The 18,604-nt window shown below is 59.5% G+C and carries 12 protein-coding genes and 5 pseudogenes; 8 read left to right on the forward strand and 9 right to left on the reverse strand.

Going from position 1 to position 18,604, the window contains the following annotated elements:
- Positions 1-13 precede the first annotated feature (13 nt).
- The gene (locus FFS08_RS20520; RefSeq protein ID WP_137861759.1) at positions 14-508 is read right to left on the reverse strand and encodes a nuclear transport factor 2 family protein; all 495 of its coding nucleotides are present in this window, start codon (positions 506-508) and stop codon (positions 14-16) included.
- Between the two features lie 13 nt (positions 509-521).
- Entirely contained in the window at positions 522-2,912 is a 2,391-nt protein-coding gene (locus tag FFS08_RS20525) for a TonB-dependent receptor plug domain-containing protein (protein WP_249341002.1), read from the reverse strand.
- Positions 2,913-3,247: 335 nt separating this feature from the next.
- Between FFS08_RS20525 and FFS08_RS23875 the strand changes: the two genes are divergently transcribed.
- Positions 3,248-3,478 carry a hypothetical protein gene (locus FFS08_RS23875; RefSeq protein ID WP_171015311.1) on the forward strand — a complete coding sequence of 77 codons (231 nt, stop codon included), beginning with the start codon at positions 3,248-3,250 and terminating at the stop codon, positions 3,476-3,478.
- A 302-nt stretch (positions 3,479-3,780) separates the two neighbouring features.
- On the opposite strand, the pseudogene FFS08_RS20530 reads toward FFS08_RS23875, so the two are convergent.
- The 4 genes and pseudogenes from FFS08_RS20530 to FFS08_RS20545 all read right to left on the reverse strand — a co-directional run.
- Positions 3,781-4,088 (reverse strand): annotated as a pseudogene (locus FFS08_RS20530) (transposase); the annotation flags it as partial.
- A gap of 130 nt (positions 4,089-4,218) precedes the next feature.
- Positions 4,219-4,557, reverse strand: a complete 339-nt coding sequence (locus FFS08_RS20535; RefSeq protein ID WP_137861761.1) for a hypothetical protein — start codon at positions 4,555-4,557, stop codon at positions 4,219-4,221.
- Between the two features lie 19 nt (positions 4,558-4,576).
- A complete protein-coding gene (locus tag FFS08_RS20540) occupies positions 4,577-5,632 on the reverse strand; it encodes a hypothetical protein (RefSeq protein ID WP_137861762.1) in 1,056 nt (351 codons plus the stop codon).
- Positions 5,633-5,785: 153 nt separating this feature from the next.
- A complete protein-coding gene (locus FFS08_RS20545; RefSeq protein WP_137861763.1) occupies positions 5,786-6,082 on the reverse strand; it encodes a hypothetical protein in 297 nt (98 codons plus the stop codon).
- An 819-nt stretch (positions 6,083-6,901) separates the two neighbouring features.
- Between FFS08_RS20545 and FFS08_RS20550 the strand changes: the two genes are divergently transcribed.
- Positions 6,902-7,834, forward strand: coding sequence for a LysR substrate-binding domain-containing protein (locus FFS08_RS20550; protein ID WP_137861764.1), 933 nt, complete (start codon positions 6,902-6,904; stop codon positions 7,832-7,834).
- A gap of 69 nt (positions 7,835-7,903) precedes the next feature.
- Positions 7,904-8,394 (forward strand): annotated as a pseudogene (locus tag FFS08_RS20555) (IS5 family transposase); the annotation flags it as partial.
- Between the two features lie 65 nt (positions 8,395-8,459).
- Here the strand turns inward: FFS08_RS20555 and FFS08_RS20560 are convergent.
- Positions 8,460-8,621: pseudogene (locus FFS08_RS20560) on the reverse strand (transposase); the annotation flags it as partial.
- Positions 8,622-9,014: 393 nt separating this feature from the next.
- On the opposite strand from FFS08_RS20560, the gene FFS08_RS20565 reads away from it, so the two are divergent.
- The 5 genes from FFS08_RS20565 to FFS08_RS24360 all read left to right on the forward strand — a co-directional run bounded on the left by FFS08_RS20565 (position 9,015) and on the right by FFS08_RS24360 (position 16,308).
- On the forward strand, positions 9,015-9,560 hold the full coding sequence (locus FFS08_RS20565; protein WP_137861765.1) for a hypothetical protein: 546 nt from the start codon (positions 9,015-9,017) through the stop codon (positions 9,558-9,560).
- 74 nt (positions 9,561-9,634) lie between these two features.
- Positions 9,635-11,812 (forward strand): hypothetical protein, encoded by a 2,178-nt coding sequence (locus tag FFS08_RS20570; protein WP_137861766.1) that lies wholly within the window; start codon positions 9,635-9,637, stop codon positions 11,810-11,812.
- Between the two features lie 36 nt (positions 11,813-11,848).
- Positions 11,849-14,584 (forward strand): RHS repeat-associated core domain-containing protein, encoded by a 2,736-nt coding sequence (locus FFS08_RS20575; protein WP_137861767.1) that lies wholly within the window; start codon positions 11,849-11,851, stop codon positions 14,582-14,584.
- A gap of 12 nt (positions 14,585-14,596) precedes the next feature.
- Positions 14,597-14,767 carry a hypothetical protein gene (locus FFS08_RS23665; RefSeq protein WP_163628629.1) on the forward strand — a complete coding sequence of 57 codons (171 nt, stop codon included), beginning with the start codon at positions 14,597-14,599 and terminating at the stop codon, positions 14,765-14,767.
- Positions 14,768-16,101: 1,334 nt separating this feature from the next.
- The gene (locus tag FFS08_RS24360; protein WP_137861789.1) at positions 16,102-16,308 is read left to right on the forward strand and encodes a transposase; all 207 of its coding nucleotides are present in this window, start codon (positions 16,102-16,104) and stop codon (positions 16,306-16,308) included.
- 241 nt (positions 16,309-16,549) lie between these two features.
- Here the strand turns inward: FFS08_RS24360 and FFS08_RS24365 are convergent.
- Together FFS08_RS24365 and FFS08_RS20595 are read right to left on the reverse strand one after the other, a co-directional pair.
- Positions 16,550-16,762, reverse strand: a pseudogene (locus FFS08_RS24365) (DUF4329 domain-containing protein); the annotation flags it as partial.
- A gap of 966 nt (positions 16,763-17,728) precedes the next feature.
- Positions 17,729-18,238: pseudogene (locus tag FFS08_RS20595) on the reverse strand (transposase family protein); the annotation flags it as partial.
- Positions 18,239-18,604 lie beyond the last annotated feature (366 nt).

The raw sequence follows: 18,604 nt of genomic DNA on the forward strand, positions 1-18,604 counted from the left end.
TTGGAAAAAGGGATTATTGCGCGGGGCGAGTCAGCTGGCGGGCGATGAGCTGCCAGCCGCGCCGACCCTTGGTCCACACGTCGAGGCCCGAGAGGCGCGCGGTGCTGGTGGTGCCGTCGTCCTTGCTCAGGTGGAACGTCCAGCCGGCGGTGACATAGGCGACATCGCCATAGCTGCGGACCCGGGCATCGGCGATGTCCACCGCGGTGAAGCGCTTGCCTGGCGCCAGGGTCCGGTCGATCTGCGCAGCCTTGGAAAGCACCTCGCCATCGGTATGGCCGTAGGAAAGGTCGGGGTGAAACGCGGCGTCCAGCCCTGCCCGGTCGCCCTTCACGACAGCGACGCGATAGGCGTCGATAGCCGCGATCACTGCCGCGCGTGTCTCGGCGGGGCCATGTTCCTCGACCGCTACATGCTCCTGCGCGAGGACGGGAATGGAGGACAGGCTGGCGGCGCCGGAAAGGCCGGCCGCGGCGATCAGCAACGCACTGAGATATCGGGATTTCATGGGAAGGGGCTCCTTAGAAGGACAGGTCCAGACGAGCGAAATAGGTGCGGCCGGCACCGCCTTCGGGCGACAGGCCCGAATAGAGGGCGACCACGGGATTGCGGGCGGCGGGCAGGACCTGGTCGGGATGGCTATCGAGCAGGTTGTTGATGCCGGCCGAGACGCGCGCATTGGCGAACAGCCGGTAGCCCGCGGAGAGATTGACGACCTCCTGCGGCCCGAAGCGCTGGTCATAGGCGACCACCGCATTGCGCGCCCAATAGGTGCCGTAGCGGGTGCCGGAGAGATGCGCGTCGAACCCGCCATTGGTGTAGTCGGCCGCCAGGCGCACGAAGGTGTCGGGGTTCCATTCCTCGATCAGCCCGCGCGCTTCGTGCCCGATCAGCGTCAGGCCGCTGCCCGCCAGCACCGCCGGGGTCGCCTTGATGTGCGTGATCCTGGTATCGCTCAGATTGAAGCCGGCGCTCAGGTCGAGCTTCTGGTCCTGGCCGAGACGCCAGCGATAGCGCGCGGTCGCGTCGATGCCGCGCGTGCGGGTATCGACGGCGTTGGTGAAATATTGCGCGCCCGAATAGGTCGGGAAGCCGGCGCTGGTGAGCACCTGGCGGACCAGCGTGCCGGTCAGCGTCTCGGACAGGGCGATGCGGTCGTCGATCGTCGTCTGGTAGAAATCGACCGTCACCGACAGGTCGCTGCTCGGCGTCCAGACGAGGCCGGTCGACAGGTTGGTCGCCCTTTCCGGCTTGAGCGGCGTCGCGCCGAGCGCACGGGCGACCGCGCTGTCCACGCGGGCGAGCTTGTTCGTCGCAAGCACGCCGTTGGTGATGTTCGGAATCGTGCGCGAATAGGCGGACTGGCCAAGCGACGGCGCGCGGTAGCCGGTGCCGGCACTACCGCGCCAGGCGAGCTTCGGCGTTACTTTATAGCGCAGCGCCAGGCGGGCGTTCGCGGTCGTGCCGAAGTCGGAATAATGCTCGACGCGTCCGGACGCGGTTACCCGCAGGCCCTTGGCGAGTTCGGTCTCGAGCTCGAGATAGCCGCCGCCGACGTCGCGCGTGCTGCGCCCCGCGTCATCGGGCGAGAAGCCGCCAAAGCCCTGCGAAGCCGGAGTCGCCACCTTGCCGGCATTGGGACCGTCGAGGATCGGCACGCCGCCATTGGCCCAGGAGCCATGGTCGCCCTCGAACACCTGGTAAGCCTCGTGGCGATAGGCCAGGCCCGCCGCGACGTTGAGCGGCGCGCGCAGGAAACCGGTCTCGAAGGGGCGCTTCCAGTCGAAGGTGACATTGGCCTGCTCGTTGAGCAGGTCGCCGGTATCGAACGAGGTCGGGCTGGCAGTGCCCAGGCTGGCATTGTTGGTGTTGTAGACCAGGCTCTCCACCCGGTTGCGGCCATAATTGGCCCCCAGGTCGAAATCGCCCGCCTTGCCCGACCAGCGCGCGCCGCCGCCGATCGAGGCGTCACGCGAATGGACACGCAGGAAGGGCTGGAAGCCGTCAGGGAACAATGCGCGCACCGTCTGGTCGGCACTGGGCTGCCGCAGATTGCCGAAGCCCTCGTCCTTCCGCCAGCCATAGCTGCCGCTGAGATAGAGCGTCACCCCGCCAACCGTGCTCTCGGCATTGAGCAGCAGGTTTTCGCGCTTGGTGGCGCCGCTGCCATAGAACCAGTTGCGGTTGGGATAGTTTGCCTCGCGCGCATCGCCGGCGAAATACATGGTGCGGTTGTCGCGCCCGGAAAGGCGCGTGCGCCCGACGTCCCATACGTCAAAGGCCAGCGTGACCGAGCCATCGCCCGGCAGCTTGGCGCCGATCGAACCTTCGATGCTCTTGGCCTCGCCATCGCCCTTGTCGTTGACGCCGTACTGAATCGCGAGATTGCCGTGCCCGGCCTGCTTCTTGAGCACGATGTTGACCACGCCTGCGATCGCGTCCGAGCCATATTGCGCGGATGCGCCGTCGAGCAGCACCTCCACGCGCTCGATCGCGCTCAGGGGAATGCTGTTGAGGTCGACGGTCTGTGCGCCCTTGGCGACGCCGCTGCCGGCATTGAGCTGGGCAGTTGCGTGGCGGCGCTTGCCGTTGATCAGCACCAGCGTCTCATCCGCTGCCAGCCCGCGCAGGGACACGCCCTTGACGAAACTCGCCGCGTTCGACGACGGCACCGAGGTCGGGAAATTGAAGGACGGTACGAGGCGCTGGAGCGCTTCGGACAAGGTGCGGGCGCCGGTGGCCTGCAGGTCTTCGCCGCTGACGAGCTGGACCGGAGCCGAGCTCTCGAGCGCCTTGTTGCCACTGCGCGAGCCCACGACGACGATGGCGTCCTGCTCGTCCGCGGCGGCACCGGACTGTGCCTGTGCCGGGCTGATCAGCACGAACGGCGCGGTGAGTGCCGCAGCCGTCACCCCTCCGAATAAATGGAGGACGTTTGCGCGCCTTCCAGGCATATTATCCTGATTCGCGCAGTCCTTATGTCGCATGACTATGCTATCCCCCTGAATGTACATCAGGCGGGTTGACCAATATGATTTCAGCATAACTTCCCGAATGCGAAGCCCATCAAGAACCTCGCAGAGCGGAATTATCATCCCTTGCGGGAATCACTGCAGAAACGCGCAACCCACCTTTGTTTTGCTTGCAGCTAAAAACCTACCGAAATGGTGGGGATTGGCGAGATAGTTAGACTTTGGGCCCAACTAGGCCAGCTATCGCTCAACTTCGGGCGATATTCGAGCGCGATATGAATGCGGCTCAAAGCCTGCTGGAACAATGGTTCATCGGATATCCAGACTGGACGCCTGATCGGATTTCCCATGAGGGGCCGTCCAATATGGCGCTTCGTATTGAGTACGCTCTAGTCCAAGATGGCGACCCATATTCGCCCGACTGCATGGGGTGGAGCAAGCAATTCGCGACGGTGTGGGAGGCAAGGAAAACCCCCGGCTTTCGCTATCGCAGCAAGCTGCGTTGAGCACGGGCGGTTGGAACGGCCGCTAACTACCCGTTTTTGATCGGCTAGCCGCAGCTGAGCCCGCCCGGGAGCGGACAGGCGGCAACCGCCCCAATTGCGGACGTTCCATTGCCACCGCTATACTCGGCCTGATCGATCCGCTGGTGGTATGCACCCACATGAACGGCGAAACAGAATTTCGGAAACTCAACATCCCACTGAAGGACGTTCGTTCATGCGTGACGGAGGGGGGCTCCAGCGGCGCTGTCATTCTGACTGGCGGAGTTGCGGTCATCGTTGAGCATAGTGCTGAAAGGGCAGCGGCGGTGGCGCGCCTTCAAATAGGCCGCGTCGATCATGATCGTCTTGCGCCCCGTGGCCTGAGGCGTCGCCAGACCTTCCATCATCCGAAGGAAAACACCCTTGTCGCCCCACCGCTTCCAGCGGTCGTACAGCGTCTTGTGCGGCCCATAGTCCTTCGGCGCGCCCCGCCAGCGCAGCCCGTTGCGATTGACGAAATCATCCCGCTCAACACCCGGCGATCATCGACACGGGGCCTGCCGTGGCTCTTCGGAAAATACGGCTCAAGCCGCGCCATCTGCTCGTCCGTCAGCCAGTAAAGGTCACTCAAATCCAGCCTCCTCACCGGAGCCTGAACACATCAGCCCGCCCACATCAATGGGTCCTGACCCTAGCTGGTTCCGGATATCGTTGACAGTAGTCAATCAAAGCACCGACCCCTTGATGTGCAGCAACCTCAATTACTTCCCCTCTCCATCAAGACTATTTGACAATCCTAACCTTGCCAACCGCAATATCTCAGGCAAATTGTTACGAATTTCACATATCAAGCGCGCATTTTCTTCAAAACGATCATCATCGATGATTGCATATGGTGGTGCCTGCAGAAGACAGACAGCAATCACTGAATTGCCTGGCCATCCTCCGGAGCGCATGCTGCCTTCTACCGAAACCGGCGGAGTATTGGCTATTGCAACAGCTCCCATATAATCTTCATCATCCATGTGCCGTACATACCAAGGACCATCAGAAGCTGATTTCTCGAGAGCCGCCAAGGCGTCTATTTCGGATATTTTCATCGGAGCTCCACCAATTAATTCATTGTGGCTTATAAGTTTCTGTCAAAGCAGGAACCTTCCTCGCGAGAGTCCGGATATCGGAAGTTGGTGTTCTAATGCCATGATCGGAACCGGCCGCGACAATGGCGGCGTCGTTGTACGTCAAACCGTTCACCGTCATTAGCCTCACGATAGTGAACAGACTCCCCGGCGCAGTAATTTCCGCCTTCTCAGTAGCAAGGAACGCATTCAGGCACGCCATCGCGGTAGCACGCGATATCCCCTGCTTCGCGCTGCCTTCACCGTATTCCAGCATCGCGTAAGGCGATATCGTAGCAACTCTGCCCCGCAGTGCCGCCATAGCATTCTCTGCGGAGGTTGATCCCGGCCTATCCAAAATGTTTATCAGAACATTTGTGTCCACATTAATGCGGGGACGATTATCCAGTCGGTTACTTAGATCGAGTCCGACGGCCGTACCAATCGTCAGCGTCACGCGGGTGAGCTTCTCGCCATTCGCATAGGTGATCGAGGAGGCATAGGCGAAACCGCCATAGTTCGCGCCGTTGCAGCCGGCGCTGCCGCCCATGCAGAACGGAATCGGCTCGACATACATCGGGAAGAAGCTGACGAGCGTGCCGTCGCGCCCCTGGAAGCCATAGGATTTGTCTGCGGTGCGGGTGAGACGGGCACCGTCTACCTTCGCGATTTGTTGGCACAGCCCGATGGTCGCGCAGACGAAGATTCTGTCTACGCCTTCGACATGCACCTTTATCTGTCGGCTGTTGGGGTTGCCGCTATCGGGTTCCGTCAGCGTGTCGTCGGTCAGATAGGTTTCGAGATTGGTGGTGAATCGCCGCCCGTTGAAGACGGATCGAACCTGCAGATGCTCCGCCCCCGGCGCGCTGAAACCGAGCGCCGAAGCGACGGAGTATTGCGCACTGGCGACATCGACGCCGTTGATATCAGGCTGCGGATTGACCACGGGCTGGTTCTGCGCCGAGTTGTCCTGCGCCTTCGCCGCCGCGGGTACCAGCATCAGGGCGAGAGCGAGCGGGCCGAGCCGCATGATCGCGCGCGCCGGCGATGCAAGCATCGGAACGAGGCGCCTTCCCATCCTGCCGAACATAGTTGTCCTACTGCCCACGATGTCCCTCCTGCCCGAAACCATTTGGAAGATTGCCCGGCAGCCGGGTTCGCGATCGGCGCGTGCCGCACACGTCCGAAATCCCGGCGCCTCTCCGAGCGGCTAGTCGCGAATACTGGAGCCCCGAGCCCTGCCCCGGGCCTCGCCCGTTGCCGTCTGCCCGATGCTGTTCCGGTGGCCGCCGGCCGCGGAGACGCCGGCAACGGCATAGCTCGTCCGGTTTCCGGCCGAATCGAAGCTTGTCGCGCCGGCGATGCCATTGCTCGGGCCGCCGGAAATCCGTGAGGATATGAGGCGGCCGAGCGCGTCATATTGATAGGCCGCCGTCTCCTGGGCTTGCGCGACCGCGGCAAATCCAATCGCGATCATGCTCGCGGACGTCAGCAAACGAAGATGCATGCCTGCCCCCACAGAAACCTGCACGCCATGTGCGATGTACGATGAAGCGCACGCAGATTACTGAGACGCGACAAGGATCCCGGAAATTTGCTCCGATCTCATTGAATCTGGGATTGCGCGCGCAGGTCTACGCTGCATCACAGCAAGCCAAACACGACGGACGGCAGATATCGGGAAGAGTGATCGCCCGCCGGAACGGCGTCATCTGAACGAGCCAAGCCATGCCGCACATGGGCAATGCCTAAGAGGGGGCTGCGGTGACCGGAGAGGCTCGCCAGGTGTCGAGCAACCGATTTTGGCCCGGTGGCGGACTGTCCGGTTTCAGGCAGGCAATCTCGAAAGCAGACGTTCCCAAGCAGCCCCGATGTCATCGTCCGCGCGCCGATGGCGAGCACCGATCGTCACCCGTCGCGGTGCTCGTCCAAGCCGAAGATCTACCCTCCGACGGAGAAAGCGAATGGGTTTGGACAGGACGTATCCGCAAGATGACTCATCCCAGATCGGCTGCGCTGGATCGTTCATCCGAGCCAACGCATTCTCCTCCCTTTCGTGCGGAAACAGGGATGTCGAACTTTCCGTCCGCAGCCGGCGACCTGCGCTTGAGCATGGGTTTCAACGCTCCCCAAATCCCTCGGAGCAGAGCCCGCATATCTCGGCTGACGCGTTGGCGATGCTCGACCCAGGCGCGATCATACATCTCGTCAATCATGGCGGCCCTCTGCTCTGGACTGGAGGCGGACCAGAAGGAGATGCAGATCTTCGGCGGCGGCTTCCAACAAAAGGATCGACTTGCCTTATCAAGAGGCTTTATCAAGCGCCATGCGACGGCTACCCCCGCTTCCTGCAGTTCGGGCATTTGAAGCGGTCGCGCGCAAGGGCACGTTTACGGCGGCCGCCTCCGAACTGGGGATGACCCAGGCCGCCATCAGCTATCAGATCAAGATACTCGAGGAGCGGGTCGGCGAACCGCTCTTTGTCCGGCGAGGAAGACGCGCCGAGTTGACTGTCGGGGGCGCTCGCGTCGCATCACGGTTGGCGACCGCTTTCGACGAGATCGAAATGGCGTTCGACGAGCTGACCGGCGAGAGCGAGACGGTACTGCGAATTGCCACGACGGCGAGCATTGCAAGCAACTGGCTCGCGCGAAACATCGGCTCCTTTCAAGCCGCTCATCCGGATATCGAGATCGAGCTCGAAGTCAGCAGCACCGTGATCGACCTCGCGGAAGCTCGCATCGATGTTGCAATACGAACCGGTCGCGGGGATTGGCCGGCCCTGAAGTCCGAGCATCTGGCTGCGGTGGTTTTCACCCCGATGTGCAGTCCGGCCCTGCTCGAGGGCCGCCGTCTGCCGCTGGATGCGCGGGAAGCCCGGAATATGCAGAGGATCAGCCCGCAGGATCGATGGTGGCCGATATGGTTCCGCAGCGCCGGAGTGGAGATCGGGGGCGATCTCGGGCGCGGCGGAATTCGCATGGACTCGCAGGCAACCGAAGGGCAGGCGGCGATTGCAGGGCATGGAATTGCGCTGATGACCCCGATGCTGTGGAGCACGGAAATCGCGAGTGGGCGGCTCATATGCCCTTTCGCCAACATGGCCGATGAAGGCACTGCCTACTGGTTGGTCTATGCCGAAAACCGCCGGCACACGCGCAAGATCGCGCGGTTCCGCGATTGGGTCGTTCCGGCGTTTCGCGCAATGGCCGCCTCTCCCATGATTGGCGCTATCCAGGGTCAGGACCCATTGATGTGAAAGGCGCGATCTTGATTGAGGCTCCGCAAGGAGACCGGATGTGAGCGAGCTATACTGACGGACGGGCAGATGGCGCGGCTGCAGCGGTATTTCCCGAAGAGCCATGGCAGGCCACGGGTTGACGATCGGCGGGTGTTGAGCGGGATCCTCTTCGTCAATCGCAACAGGCTGCACTGGCGGGACGCGCCGAAAGACTATGGGCCGCACAAGACGCTGTACAACCGCTGGAAGGGCTGGGGCCGGATGGGCGTCTTCACCCGGATGATGGAAGGCCCGTCCTCTGCAAGCGCCGATCGCAAGACGGTGATGATCGACGCGACCTATTTGAAGGCGCACCGCACGGCATCGAGCCTGGCGGTAAAAAGGGGGACCTCGGGCGCCTGATCGGGCGCACCAAAGGCGGTATGAACACCAAGCTCCATGCCGTCACCGACGCGAATGGCCGCCCCTTGCGCTGCTTCATGACCGCGGGTCAGATCAGCGATCATATCGGTGCAGCAGCCCTGCTGGACGAATTGCCCAAGGCGCAATGGCTGCTCGGCGACCGTGCGCACCGAGCGCGGGTGGAAAATCGTGTCGGTAATCTACTCCAACCACGATCCCGTCTAGGGTCAGGACTCATTGGTCATAGCCAGAAGATGATGGTGGCGGCGAGCGCGATGGCGGAGAAGAAGGCGGTGGGGCAGCGGTCGTAACGGGTAGCGACGCGGCGCCAGTCCTTCAAACGGCCGAACATGATCTCGATGCGATTGCGGCGTCTGTAGCGGCGCTTGTCGTATTTGATGGGCTCGTGGCTCCTTGGAAAATACGGCTCGAGCCGCGCCATTTGCTTGTCCGTCAGCCAGTACAGGTTGCTCACAGTCAGTCTCCTTGCGGAGCCTCAATCAGATCGCACCTCTCACATCAATGAGTCCTGACCCTACAGGCCGCTCACATCCAGTCCCCTCACCGAGCCTGAATCAGATCGCGCGCCACATCGATGGGCCCTGATCCTGGATAGCGTCAGTACCAAAAAACGGAACCGGAATGGAATTTCCATGATATTCGTCATAATTCTGCAATTCTAATGCTTATGTCAGTAATTAAATCCTAGTTTTCGTCGCCATGGCTGGTTTGTTATTGCTGCTCGTCGGCATGGGCATACTATCAACTGCGTTGGATCAGAAGTGGGGGCGATCGCGTGCGTCTTGCTTGGCTCAAGGGTGTTGCCTTGATGGGGGCGACGATGTTCGGTACGGCTGCGCATGCGCAAGAGAGCACAACTTACCGGTATGATGCCTTGGGGCGTCTGATTCAGGTGAATGTAGGCAGTAACGCGCTAGTCGAATATTCTTTTGATGCGGCCGGAAGTAGACAGTTAATTGTCACTACGACTTTCGTTCCGCCAGCCAATTGCAATATCGACATCGTAGATTACGGCTTCACTCTTGTGAAGTATGGGCAGCCATATTCAGGATATTCTCAGATCATACCTGGGGCGGGTTGCACCAGTCCCGTGACGATATCCTATGCCACGCAAGATGGGACCGCGATCTATAATGCCAATTATGTAGCCACGAGCGGATTGCTCAGCGTTTCGCCGGGGCAGAGCTATGTGCGCTACCCTCTGTCTGGGCTGGCAATTGGCGGAGCAGAATCGCTCGAGTTCTATGTGAACTTCGCGGTGGTCTCCGGGAATGCCACCCTGAGCAAGACCAGGGCGACCATATGGTTGAATGCCGATTGACTGGCAGAAATTCGTCAACTGTGAACGCATAAATCGCAGAATTATTTGTGGCTATTGTAATGGCGAGATATTAAATGGCTATAATCCCGATCGCTAAACGGATGGTTGCTGCAAAGCTGGTTCTGTTGGCAAGCGCTGCCATTTCTTCGGGGCCGGCATTCGCGCAGAATGCCATATCTCCCGACGGAGAGAAGCCGGCTGCGGCAAATAGCGCTGCGGCCGAGCTTGCTCCCCGGCCTGCCGCCGCAGCGGCGCGAACGACGGGCTTCGCTGCCGGTGGCGCCACCAGCGACCCGGAGTTTCAGGATGCCTTGCAGAGTCTCTATCCCGCTCAGGATTATTCGGATCCGAATGGAGTGGATCTTTCCACTGGGAAGTTTCGAGTCAGTGGCGAATTGCTTTCCGCGGGCGGCAACCGCCTCGGTGTCGGCTTCAACTTCGTCAGTCCCGGATTTGCGGTTACGCATACGCATTTCACCGACTCCCCGCCACTGTCGGTTTCAAACACGATCGGCCAAATCGTCTATGCGAGTTTGACCACGAACTCGATTCTAACATGGAGTCCAGAAGATGAGTCCGGCCCAGTTGCTGTAGCTTTTGTCAACTTCGACTCACCGACTCATCATGATAGATTTCTGCAGATCGCCTCGGTTCAGAACTTCCACAATGTAGCGAATACCTCGTCAGCCCTCACTCCTTGGGGGGCGGGTTATCTGTACACCGCGAAGGATGGCGCGACGGCGGAGATTTCGAGTGATAGAACTTATCTGCAACTCTACACGCCGTTGGTGCCGACCTCGGGATATAATGGGAACGTCGTCTCGAAGATGAACCAGCCGGATGGCGAGGTGTGGACCTATTATTACGACAAGGCATCGATCCGACTGGTGGCGTCGGGTACTATCTTCGATACGTCGCGCATTCGCTCGATTGTCTCCAGTCGAGGCTATGCGCTGCAATTCTCCTATCAAGCGGATGGCACGTTCCTCGATGGAGCCGCGCCGGTGGATCGGTGGTATTCGGTTACGCGTATCGTCAAGTACAACAAGGCACACACTTATTGCAGCGAGGCGTCCGGCTCGCGGTGCGCGTCCTTCGACAGCGATGCGCAGGCCGTCGACATTACCTATGATCGTGTCAGCAACAGGGTTCGGCTCGCAAGGCCGAACGGCGAAGCGATGACATTCGGATTCTCGCTCGAGCCGCGTTGGGGCGCCTGGCGCATGGTAAGCGTGGAGAAGGGGGATATTTCCGCGACGAAGCGCGTCATCACCTATCGCGAATACCCTCTAATTACCTATCCTGGCGGCAGTTCCGTACCCAATCCGTTGACGTGGCTGGATAATGTCGAGAGCGTTGCAGTGGACGGCCGGACCTGGAGCTATGATTTCAAGGGAATCCACTATGCGGGGGATCTCGAATCCTCGAGCGCCATGCGTGCGACGGATCCGACGGGCGCGATCACTTCGTTGGACATGCCTCTCTGGCGGGATCCGCCTGCGCGGATAGCGGATCCACTCGGGCGAGCCACCCTGTTCTCTTTCTACCGATATCCGTGGTCGGCGATCGTGAAGGGGGGATGGCCTGATCCGGATACCATGATTCGTGCCAACTGGGCATTGGCCTATCCCGCCACGGTGACCTTTCCGGAGGACGCGGGCGCCAATGTGAAGAGCATCGAATTCACCTATGACGATCGCGGCAACCGCTTGATTGCCCGGCGTAATCCCAAGGCGGGCAGCGGCCTCGCGCCGATCACCTGGGCCGCAAGCTATCCAGCGTGCGGGAATCTCAAGGTCTGCAACAAGCCCCTGATCGTTACCGATCCGCAAGGCGCGACGACAGTCTATTCCTATGATGCGGCGCATGGCGGCATCGTGTCGGAGATGAAGCCCGCGCCAACCAGCGGTGCGCCGCGGCCTCTCAAATTGAATAGCTATATCCAGAAGTACGCCTATGTCCTGACCGGGGGTGGGGGGCTGGCTCCGGCGGGGGCGCCGATCTGGGTGAAGGCGTCCACTACCCTCTGCCAGACGGCGGCAGGGAGTGACACGCCGACTTGTGACGGCGGGGCACCGCAGACGGTCATGACATTTGAGTTTGGTGCTGACGGCACGGCGGACAACATGCTTGTCCATGGCATATCCGTGACTTCGGATGGGCAGACTCTGCGCACCTGCTATCGGTACGATGGCCAGGGTAACAAGATTAGCATGACCAAGCCGCGCGCTGGGCTGAGCAGCTGCCAGTAAAACCGAGACTATTTCCAATATTCGGAAGAGGTAACGATGCTGTTACGCAGACTGGCGTGGCTCGCCGCATTGGGATTGCTCATGCCATCACTTGCGCAGGGGCAATCCGCTCCCTCGGCGTTCACGTCCGTGGTTCGCTACGATGCCGCCGGACGGGTAACTGGTGCAATTGAGGCGGATCCCGACGGAGGGGGCGCGCTCGGTTACCCTGCGGCACGAAGCTCCTATGATAGCGCCGGCCGTCTGGTCCGGGTCGAGAAGGGCGAGCTTGCAGCTTGGCCGCTGGACAATGTGGCGCCTGCCAATTGGCCCGGCTTCACGGTCTCAAATCGCCTCGACACCGAATATGATGGTTCGGATCACAAGGTGCGCGAGACGATAACGTCAAACGGTGCGGTCTATCAGGTTACCCAGTATAGCTATGACGGTGCGGGACGGCTTGAGTGCACCGCCCTGCGGATGAACCCTGCCTCGTTCGGCAGCCTGCCGGATGCATGCACCCTTGGCGCGGAGGGCGCACAAGGCCCGGACCGCATCATGCGGAACATATATGACAGCGCCGGGCAGTTGCTGCAGGTGCGGCGAGCGGTGGGGACGACGCTCGAGCAGGCTTACGCAACCTATGCCTATACGTTGAATGGGAAGCAGGAGTTCGTCATCGATGCCAGCGGCAACAAGGCTCGATTTCTGTACGACGGTTTCGATCGCGTAGAGCGGTGGCAGTTTCCTGGCGCCGGCCGCGCTCCCTTCTACAATCCCGCCAGCTACGCTTCGGCGCTCGATACCGCGGGCGAGGTGAACACAGGCGACTATCAAGCATATACATATGATTCCAACGGGAATCGCATTCGCTTCCGCGCGCGCGATGGGCGCACCTTCGTCTATGGTTATGATGCGCTGAACCGCGTCACGGCGAAGATTGTCCCGGATGGCTGCGTGGCAGGCTATGCATGTTCGCCCGTTCCGGCTGCCGCGACGCGCGATGTCTATCTCGGCTACAATGTGCGCGGCGACCAGATTTTCGCGCGTTTCGATAGTCCGGCAGGCGCCGATGGGGTCACCAATGCCTTTGACGGGTTCGGGCGCCTGGTCTCCAGCGCAGTGAGCATGGACGGTGTCAGCCGGAGCCTTGCGTACCAGTATGACGGCGACGGCAATCGCGTGCGTGTGACACATCCCGACGGCACCTTCTTCACCTATGACTATGACGGTCTCGACCGGCCGATAGCAGTTCGCGAAAATGGTGTTGCCAGCATCGCCAGCATGGTCTGGAACCCTCAAGGGCTCCGCTCGGGCGAAACGCGTGGCGGAGTCGCTTCGACCTATGGCTATGACGGCGCCTCGCGCCTGACCGGCCTAGTCGACGATCTCGCAGGTGCCGCCGATGATATAGCAACAACATTTGCCTATAATTTCGCCGGCCAGATCACGGACCGATCGCGAAGCAACGCGGCCTATGGCTTCACGGGCTACCTTGCTTCCAACCGCACCTATTTCGTCAACGGACTAGGCCAGTACACCGGCGTCGCCGGCAATGTTTACGCTTATGACTCAAACGGCAATCTCACTTCGGACGGGGTGGGAGCATTCAGCTACGATGCGGAGAATCGACTCGTGGCCACCTCGGCCGGCGCGAGCTTCGTTTACGATCCACTGGGTCGACTCTATCAGGTGAGCCGAGCCGCGACGACGCGATTCCTCTATGACGGGGATCAACTGATCGCCGAGTATGACGGTGCGGGCAATCTATTGCGGCGTTACGTTCACGGTATCGCGCAAGACAAGCCGTTGCTCTGGTACGAAGGCGCCGGGCTGGGAGATCGCCGTAGCCTCCAGACCGATCATCAAGGGTCGGTCGCTTCCGTCGCCGACGCGAGCGGTTCCAAGTTGATCATCAATACCTATGATGAATATGGTGTACCAGGTGCAGGAAACCTAGGAAGATTCCAATATACAGGCCAGGTATGGATCGCCGAACTTGGAATGTATTACTATAAGGCGCGTATATACTCGCCGATGCTGGGTCGGTTCCTTCAGGCAGACCCGGTGGGTTATAAGGACAACATCAACCTTTATGCCTATGTCGGCAACGATCCGATCAATGGCGTGGATCCTACGGGTACCGAATGCGATCCGGACCCCTGTCCGACAGCGGTCGGCGGTCCTAGGAACGGTGAGGTAATCGATCCGTCGACGGCCGTTCATCCCGGCGACTCGCGATGGAATGCAACCGTCGCCTATTATGGCGGCTATTACGAGCAGACTGCCAACGGACTAGTGTGGCACGACAATGCGATCGAAGCCGCCGTGACCATGGGCGGAGCCGCGGTGATGGTGCTGGGCGGCGAGCTGATCCTTCCAGTTTCGGCAAGCGTTCGAGCCTGGCTTGGGGCCAGAAGCGCGCTTGCTGCCCGCGGCGGGCTTGGCGGTCGCTTGGGCTTCTTCTCTTCCTCAACCAATGCGGCGGGGGGCGAGGTCTTCACTTCGACGGGCAATATCGTGCAATCGCAGTTTCGCGGAATCGTGAACAAGGGTCTCTATAAGGGCGAGGTGAACATTCTCTCGGGCGCGCACGGCACTGCGGACGGGGCCATTATCGCGGATAGTGGCTTCTTGGCGGAGGACGTGGCATATTTTGGCGAACATGCCGGCGTGACCATTCATGATGTTTCGAAAATGTCTCCAGCCGAGATCAACCGCGTTCTGAACGGTCCTGGAACGATTGTTGGAGGGTTCTGCAATAGCGGAATCTGCCTGGCACCCTTCCGTTGACAAAGGTGCGAAATGAAACTCTATCATGCGATGATTTGGGAAGCTGATCCGACTGTCCCGGGAAAGCGGGTGACTGTCTATGCAGATGATCTGCAGGAGGCGAAGAGGAAGCTGGAGGCTGAATATGGCGAAGGCCGGGTATTCAACCTCTATAACGAAGAGGACGCCAACCGCATTCGGTAGATGTGCCGGGCCGCATGTCGGGCGCGAACAAAAGTACCGCATTTCTGGAACGAGGCTGCCTCGTGTGCTGTGGCTGCAAGATGCCTCTGCTCGACCATCCGGTGCTTATAGCCACTGCTGGATTTCTGCCATAGATCTTGCCGTCCTCCACCCAGTATTCCGTGGAAATTTTTGATACATCCTTGGGCCCGGGACCATGGTCGTCCGCAGTTGGAGTGAAGTGGAATCGGAGAGCGGCAATGGCGGCGTTGCCGCCTCCGGATCCGATGGGGGGGCACCCCGAGGGGGCGTGAAGAAGCGGATCGGCGCAGAATGCGGCAACGGTGAATGTATTCGCCGTCGGAGTATGGGGTTCGAGCAATTTGGATTGCAGAAGCTTCATGGCATTGAAATCAGATAAATTTGTGAGCGTTTCGCATTGTGGTAATACGCACGCGCTACCTGATTGGCATCGTAGTCAATTTCATCGAAGGATGACGAATGCGCGCCGATATCAGTGCCGCTGTGATTTCATTCATTGTGATCGCGGTAACGATGGTCGCACCATCTTCGGCAAATGCCCAAGAGACTACGGAATATTCATATGATGCGTTGGGGCGCCTGGTTGGCGTAAGTCATAATGGGAGCACTACCGGCGGGGTAACCTCAAGCTATTCCTATGACCCCTCGGGAAATCGTACGAACGTTACGACGAGTACGCCGGTTGCGGGTGGGGATTGTACCTTCGCGGTGCGTGATGGCGGGTTCTCGTATGACTGGGAATTTCCCAGCAATCCCTTCCTGATATGGATTGATAAATCGGGCAGTTGCACCGCTCCTACAACGATCGAGTATAGCTTCTCTCGCCCTGGCTCCCCGTCCGGCACCTTTGTTGTGAATCCTTCACAAGGCAGCTATTATTACTACGAGTTGCCAACGCCGTGTGCGTCAGGTGCGGAGGGTGATTTTACAACTACGATCCGAATGGTCTCAGGCCCAGGTTCAATCGCAAGGGCAACTGCTGCACTTCGTATATGGAGTTGCGCCTGACCGCTCTGGCTGCGGGTACGGATTTCCGCCCTGAGGGATCGAGGAGCGCCGGAACCCATCCCTTTGCGTCGCTGTCACGCAATTTCCCCGACGAACTCGGTGAAGAGGGCTTCGGCGATCAAGATGGGCATCAATGCAGTCGAGGAGGCGCATGAAGGTCCGGCGGCCCTCCATTTCCCCTTGAGCCGGCAATTCGTCCGCACGCCGCCTCACAGCGCATCTCGTCCTTTCCCCATGTCGACGCAGGAGCAGACAGGCGCAGGCCCAGAGTTCTCGCTCGTTGATCATCTTGCTGCGCTGCAAGTCTGGGCGAGCCGAAGAGGCGATGCGACAGGTCTGTGGGGAACGGAGCGATCTGGGTTTCGGCGACGGGCGGGCGGTGGAAAGATATGCCCGGCCGTTATGGCGACGCTGGCGCGTGCTGCAGCCGCTATCGCCTCTGGAAGCGCGAGGGCACCCCGGAAACGATAGCAATGGTTCTGGCCGGGGCACGCCAGCGGCAGGACGGCTAGGCATTGCCCCCGTTCCAGCCCAATGAGGCTGCCAGGATGCTAGCGCCCGCCCGCCAAGCTGACGGCTTCCTTCTTGGAACTCAGCCGCCCGCTTGGCGAGAATTTGGCTCGGAGCGTGATCGCGCTCAACTCGTCGAGCGGCGTGAAACGCGGCAATCCCCGTATCGGCCCCCGATCCTTTCAAGAAATGGTCGCTATCATATCCATCATTAGCCTTACTTGTCCTAACAGGTGCTCCAGAGGCGTCAGGCTTAGAATAGTCTCCGTGAGTATGATAATCGGATTTCAGGCTTTTAGGTGCGGCAAATTTAACGGAATCACCTTTTCCGTTTGATACAGGGTTATAGGCTTGATACTTTCCGCCCTTCATATGCACACATCCGCCACATTCTTTATTCTCTGAAATCGAACGCGGATTGATATACCGAATAGCATCATCGGCCGCCTCTGACACGCTATCGAACGGATCGGACTGGTTTAAAGACCCTCCTGGAAATAAGAGATAGTATAGAGTTCCATATCGGATAAACTATGACTGGCAGCAGACGGTAAACTACAAATGATTAGAAAACTACTTTATTCGATTGCACTGGCATCCATAGCCTGCGGTGGATGCTCCAAAGGCGAAGTCCGCCTGGGAGGGGGGTTGAGGTTAGTTGAGCTGGATAGCGATAACAATGCCATCGTAAAGAATAACGGTGAGTTCGTTGTATATCCAAATATAATCAAAATATCAAAAAATGGATCAATAATAAGAGGTGCCAGAGTTAAGTCAAAATATACTATAGATGACACCGATCCGGATTTTAATAGCGGATTTGGAGATTTTTGTATAGAAATACGAGTCGATAATTACAAATTTTGCTAGCGGCGCACCATAATTCCGGAGGTGCTATAAATAATTGCACGCAGCGTTGGGCCCGGCACCGCCGCCTCAATGGCTAAGCTCGCACGCATCGCGCTTCTCGGTGTTCCGCATCGTGTGACCGAGCGCGGTAGCCGGCGGCAGCCGCTCTTCTTCGAGGCGAACTACGCCCCTAATGTTGAGTTGGCCTCGGCGGCGCGCAAAGCGCATGTGGTACGGTGCGGTGCCTCGCCTGTTGCCCGATCAATCATGTCCACCTTATCCTTGCCCTATCGGCGCCAACGATCTGTCGGCGGACTGGTCGAGGCGCGGGCACCATTCGGAGGCGTCGGCACCTAATCGAAAATTTATGCGCGCAACCCTATTGCCCATAATGTTGCATTCTCGGCGATGTCTGGTCGGCTGCGTTCTCCCTCTCGGAGCGGAACGGCGGCAAAGTCCCCAAACTCAGCCATCATCCGCCGCATGAATGAACGGCGGCTTTCGGGATCAAGGCTTTCCGAGTTGAACGGCTGAGATGGGGCACATAGCTGCCGATCAGCGCCCTCGCATGTCGGCCTTGTCGACGAGTTGCGTGACGGCGAACTTGCTGGCGCGGTCGATGGCGACGAACAGATAGAGCATGCCTTCGGCAGTTTGCACCTCGGCGATGTCCTTGTGGAAGAAGCCGATCGGGTAGCGTTTGAAGCGCTGGCGCCTCAGCTTGTCGCCCTCGACGTCCGGCAGACGGGAGATGCCGTGTCGCTGCAGGCAGCGGTGTAGCGCTGATCAGGTCAGATGCGGGACCGACGGCTGCAACGCATAAAGGCAGTCGTCCAGCGGCAGCAGGGTGTGCCGCCGGAAGGCTACAACCATCGCCTCCTCGGCTTCGGACAGGATGGTGGAATGAGGGGCCTTCGGCCCAGTCTTCAAATCCTCGACCGTCGTCCGTTTACGCCACTTCGCCACCGTCTTGGGATTGATTCCCAGTTCCCGGCTCAGCGTCGCGAGCGAAGCTTGCGATCGCTGTATTACTGCTCTGACAGCGTGCGTGATCGTGGCGCTCCCGTGACGTACCTGTCCCATGCGGCTTCCTTCCAATCCAACGAAAGGATCGCACCATCAAACCGTGGGATCAAACACCTAAACAAACCACACGGCCCACTCGGTGGGGCCGGTTAAATCCACCCGACATGGAATTAAAATATTTCTATCGTCATAGCGATCTAAATTTAGGACTTCCATTTAGAATTTCGTATCCGGATACGATCCGCAATCTATCCAGAAAGCTAGATTTGAATACCCTTAAATCCTCGATTTCCACGATGGATCTCTCTCCGTGACGTGCGCCCCTGGAATGTGACCGATTTTGAGTAGAGTCCGACGCAAAGGAGTCGGACGAGAATGAAGCGCAGCAGGTTCAGCGAAGAGCAGATCATCGCGATCTTGAAG

Source organism: Sphingomonas sp. 1F27F7B (genome assembly GCF_005503355.1).
Classification (GTDB): domain Bacteria; phylum Pseudomonadota; class Alphaproteobacteria; order Sphingomonadales; family Sphingomonadaceae; genus Sphingomonas.

What these genes read in the sequence shown, in the direction of transcription:
- FFS08_RS20520 (WP_137861759.1), bottom strand. Translation starts at nt 508, where the DNA reads ATGAAATCCCGATATCTCAGTGCGTTGCTGATCGCCGCGGCCGGCCTT.
- FFS08_RS20540 (WP_137861762.1), bottom strand. Translation starts at nt 5,632, where the DNA reads ATGCTTGCATCGCCGGCGCGCGCGATCATGCGGCTCGGCCCGCTCGCT.
- FFS08_RS20545 (WP_137861763.1), bottom strand. Translation starts at nt 6,082, where the DNA reads ATGCATCTTCGTTTGCTGACGTCCGCGAGCATGATCGCGATTGGATTT.
- FFS08_RS20570 (WP_137861766.1), top strand. Translation starts at nt 9,635, where the DNA reads ATGGCTATAATCCCGATCGCTAAACGGATGGTTGCTGCAAAGCTGGTT.
- FFS08_RS20550 (WP_137861764.1), top strand. Translation starts at nt 6,902, where the DNA reads ATGCGACGGCTACCCCCGCTTCCTGCAGTTCGGGCATTTGAAGCGGTC.
- FFS08_RS23875 (WP_171015311.1), top strand. Translation starts at nt 3,248, where the DNA reads ATGAATGCGGCTCAAAGCCTGCTGGAACAATGGTTCATCGGATATCCA.
- FFS08_RS23665 (WP_163628629.1), top strand. Translation starts at nt 14,597, where the DNA reads ATGAAACTCTATCATGCGATGATTTGGGAAGCTGATCCGACTGTCCCG.
- FFS08_RS20575 (WP_137861767.1), top strand. Translation starts at nt 11,849, where the DNA reads ATGCTGTTACGCAGACTGGCGTGGCTCGCCGCATTGGGATTGCTCATG.
- FFS08_RS20535 (WP_137861761.1), bottom strand. Translation starts at nt 4,557, where the DNA reads ATGAAAATATCCGAAATAGACGCCTTGGCGGCTCTCGAGAAATCAGCT.